Source organism: Moorena sp. SIO3I6 (assembly GCF_010672095.1).
The window spans coordinates 1-3,065 of sequence record NZ_JAAHHU010000504.1; the positions used below are offsets into that span (position 1 = coordinate 1).

Annotated in this window: 4 protein-coding genes; 2 read left to right on the forward strand and 2 right to left on the reverse strand. The window is 43.0% G+C overall.

From position 1 onward, the window contains the following. Positions 1-185: 185 nt before the first annotated feature. Complete coding sequence (locus tag F6K49_RS38645) at positions 186-1,085, reverse strand: calcium-binding protein (protein WP_293105746.1); 900 nt, start codon at positions 1,083-1,085, stop codon at positions 186-188. 739 nt (positions 1,086-1,824) lie between these two features. Here F6K49_RS38645 and F6K49_RS38650 point away from each other — a divergent pair. Then, positions 1,825-2,073: an AbrB/MazE/SpoVT family DNA-binding domain-containing protein gene (locus F6K49_RS38650; protein ID WP_293105749.1), complete on the forward strand. Its 249-nt coding sequence runs from the start codon at positions 1,825-1,827 to the stop codon at positions 2,071-2,073. A gap of 54 nt (positions 2,074-2,127) precedes the next feature. Then, positions 2,128-2,262, forward strand: coding sequence for a hypothetical protein (locus F6K49_RS38655; protein ID WP_293105752.1), 135 nt, complete (start codon positions 2,128-2,130; stop codon positions 2,260-2,262). A 24-nt stretch (positions 2,263-2,286) separates the two neighbouring features. On the opposite strand, the gene F6K49_RS38660 is transcribed toward F6K49_RS38655, so the two are convergent. After that, complete coding sequence (locus F6K49_RS38660; RefSeq protein WP_293105755.1) at positions 2,287-2,853, reverse strand: Uma2 family endonuclease; 567 nt, start codon at positions 2,851-2,853, stop codon at positions 2,287-2,289. Between the last annotated feature and the right edge of the window lie 212 nt (positions 2,854-3,065).

Genomic DNA, 3,065 nt, shown 5'->3' on the forward strand with positions numbered 1-3,065 from the left:
GCTTATCTGGGTAATAGGCAATAGGTAATAGGTAATAGGGAATAGGTAATAGGTAATAGGTAATAGGTAATAGGGGGAGCATGTGACTTATGAATATTTGTACATTATCTATAGCCCCCTGATGGGTTTAAGCTTGCTCTAATGGGACATAGTACTTTTGTTCTGCAACGCAAGACCTGCTCCCGCTAAAATATTGCATCATTAGCAAGATTAAAGCTAGTATTATCATAGAAAACGGCAATTAAGTCATTCTGGTAATACAGGTTTGTATCTAGTGCTGAGGTTCCACCAAGATTACTGTAATTCATGGTGTAACCACCTATACTACCGCCTAGCCGAACTTTATCACCTTGTGCACTATTAAAGTCTGTAATTGTAGCGTATCCATAACCACCATCACCAGAGTACGCTATGGTATTTGAACTCTTATTACCTAAGACAAAGGTATCAGCACCAATACCACCAGTTAGGACGTCCCGTTCCCAGTAACCATTAACTTCATAACCTTTGAGATAGTCATGACCAGACCCACCGATCAGGACGTCATGGTTATAGCCACCAAACAAGTAGTCATTATCAGAACCACCATTTAGGTAGTCATTGCCTAAATCACCACGAAGAGCATCATTACCAGCATTGCCATGCAAGCTATCATTACCTGATTTACCCCAAAGGTCGTTGTGAAAACTGTTACCATCGATCCTATTGTTAAGGCTATTACCATAACCAAAGTGAACATTTGCAATCAGGATTAAGTTTTCCAGGTTATCTCCCAGAGTATAGTTTAGGTTGGTGTAGACAGTATCAATACCGCTATTGACGTTTTCGACAATTACATCTCCAAGATCATCAAACACGTAAATATCATTGCCAGAGCCACCATACATAGTGTCACTGCCTATATCACCACTCAGATAGTCATTGCCAGAGCCACCACTCAGGTAGTCATTGCCAAAACCACCACTCAGGTAGTCATTGCCAGAGCCACCATACATAGTGTCACTGCCTCCATAACCATAAAGAGAGTCATTACCAGAGGTGCCATAAATGGTGTTGTCAAAGTTATCAGGATAATAAGTAGGCATATCTTCTTCTCCCTGTTGATTGTAAATTGATGCACAAACTTAATTACAGAGTCCAAAAACTAAAACTATTACAATGTAAGCCTGACAGAGACTGAAAGTAAGTAATTAATACTCTGTGAGTGCTTAATTGTTTTAGAGTTTATGGATTATTCGAAATAACTTGATAATGGGATGGTTTTAAGAGTTTTTTAGAAGTGATATCTAGCCAAATCTAAATTTTTTTCTTGGGGCAAGATGCCTACTCAACTCTTTTTATTTCGTTGTTTTACCAGTATTTCGTCATCTATAATAACTATCACCGAGGATTAGAAGAATTATGCATAAACCAAAATATTCTTTCCAAAGACTTTCTAGCACTGGAAGTATAGATTAGGAGCTGAGGGGGTTTCCATAACTATCAGGCGCGCACCTCCAAGGCCGCGAGGGATTGCTCGCGGCCTTGGGTCGCACCCTAGGTATACAGGATTGTTTTCCCTCTTCCGACCCCCGACTCCCGACTCCCAGGGAGTGCGCTTGACCCGTAATTAAATTGGCGTTGCTGAATTAAGGAATGAATGCGCAATCATCTGGTTTTGTTAAAGCCCCCGTTGGTCTCCCAACTTTGGGGGATTTTGAACGTCTTATTCCCCCCAGAATTGGGGGGTTAGGGGGGCGAAACCATACCCATAATCAGCAACGCCATTAAATTCGCCACGGGTCGCACCGCTCCCGACTCCCGACTCCCAACTCCCTTTAAAATATGTACAAGCTCAAAATTAATAAAATTGGTAATTCCCTAGGGATAACCCTACCTGAAGAGATTCTACAACAGCTGAATGTTGGTGTTCGCGTAGCGTGGCCGAACGGCCAAGGAGATACTGTATTTATCACAAAAACTGCTGATGGTGTTGAAATCACCACGAAAGACCCTGAGTTTGAAACGGTAATGGCAGCTTATCAGAAAGTCAGCAAGAGGTATGAAAATGCGTTGAGGGAGCTGGCTAAGTGAGGGAACCGCTGTGGATATCGGAAGCTATAGCCAGAGCTATTCATAGTGATCAAATTGCACAACTGTTTTCTTGGATGGGGGGAAAGGTTAGCAACAGACCAAGAAAGCCAAAATGCGATTGACGGAACGTCACGCTACGCGATCGGCGAAGCCGCGCCAAAGGCGATCGCGCTAAATTCTTCATTCTAAATTCTTCATTCTAAATTCTAACTTCTAACTTCTAACTTCTAAACTAAACCCCGGTAACACCTCATTTCCTGTTAACACTACAGGCATTGCTACTACTTCTACAGGTTGATTTTGCAGATAAATTTCTACCAGTTTATCCTGGGGATTAATCAACCAACCCAAACGCAAGCCACTGGCTAGATACTCTTGCATTTTTTCCTGTAGGGGCTTTAATCGATCTGTCCGTGAGCGCAACTCAATCACAAAATCGGGGCAAATCGGTGGAAAACCTTCTCTTTCTGTTTGACTCAATGCTTTCCATCGTTCCAGGGCTACCCAAGCTACATCGGGAGAGCGATCGCCACCACCTGGTAAACTAAACACAGTCTGAGAACTGAAGACAACCCCCAACCGAGTCTGACGATTCCAAATAATTAAATCACCAATCAGATTCGCCTCAATACTTCCACTTTCTCCGCCTAAAGGAGTCATAATAATTAAATTACCTTGGGGTGAACGTTCAAGCTGTAAATCAGGATTAGCCTTACATAAGCGATAAAACTGCTCTCTGGTCAGAGTGGTAATGGGCTCTAGATTTAATACTGTGGTCATCCTAATTATCCTCAATCTTCAAAAAACCAGCTATTCTATAGTCTTTTGACCCGCCATAGGCTCGTTCACGAGGTTCAGAGGCTCACCGTTGAGGTTCAGAGGCTCACCGTTGAGGTTCAGAGGCTCACCGTTGAGGTCCAGAGGCTCAACGTTGAGGTTCAGAGGCTCACTGTTGAGGTCCAGAGGCTCACCGTTGAGGTTCAGAGGCTCAC

Coding starts and splice junctions, on each gene's coding strand:
- F6K49_RS38645 (WP_293105746.1), bottom strand. CDS start 1,085: ATGCCTACTTATTATCCTGATAACTTTGACAACACCATTTATGGCACC.
- F6K49_RS38650 (WP_293105749.1), top strand. CDS start 1,825: ATGTACAAGCTCAAAATTAATAAAATTGGTAATTCCCTAGGGATAACC.
- F6K49_RS38660 (WP_293105755.1), bottom strand. CDS start 2,853: ATGACCACAGTATTAAATCTAGAGCCCATTACCACTCTGACCAGAGAG.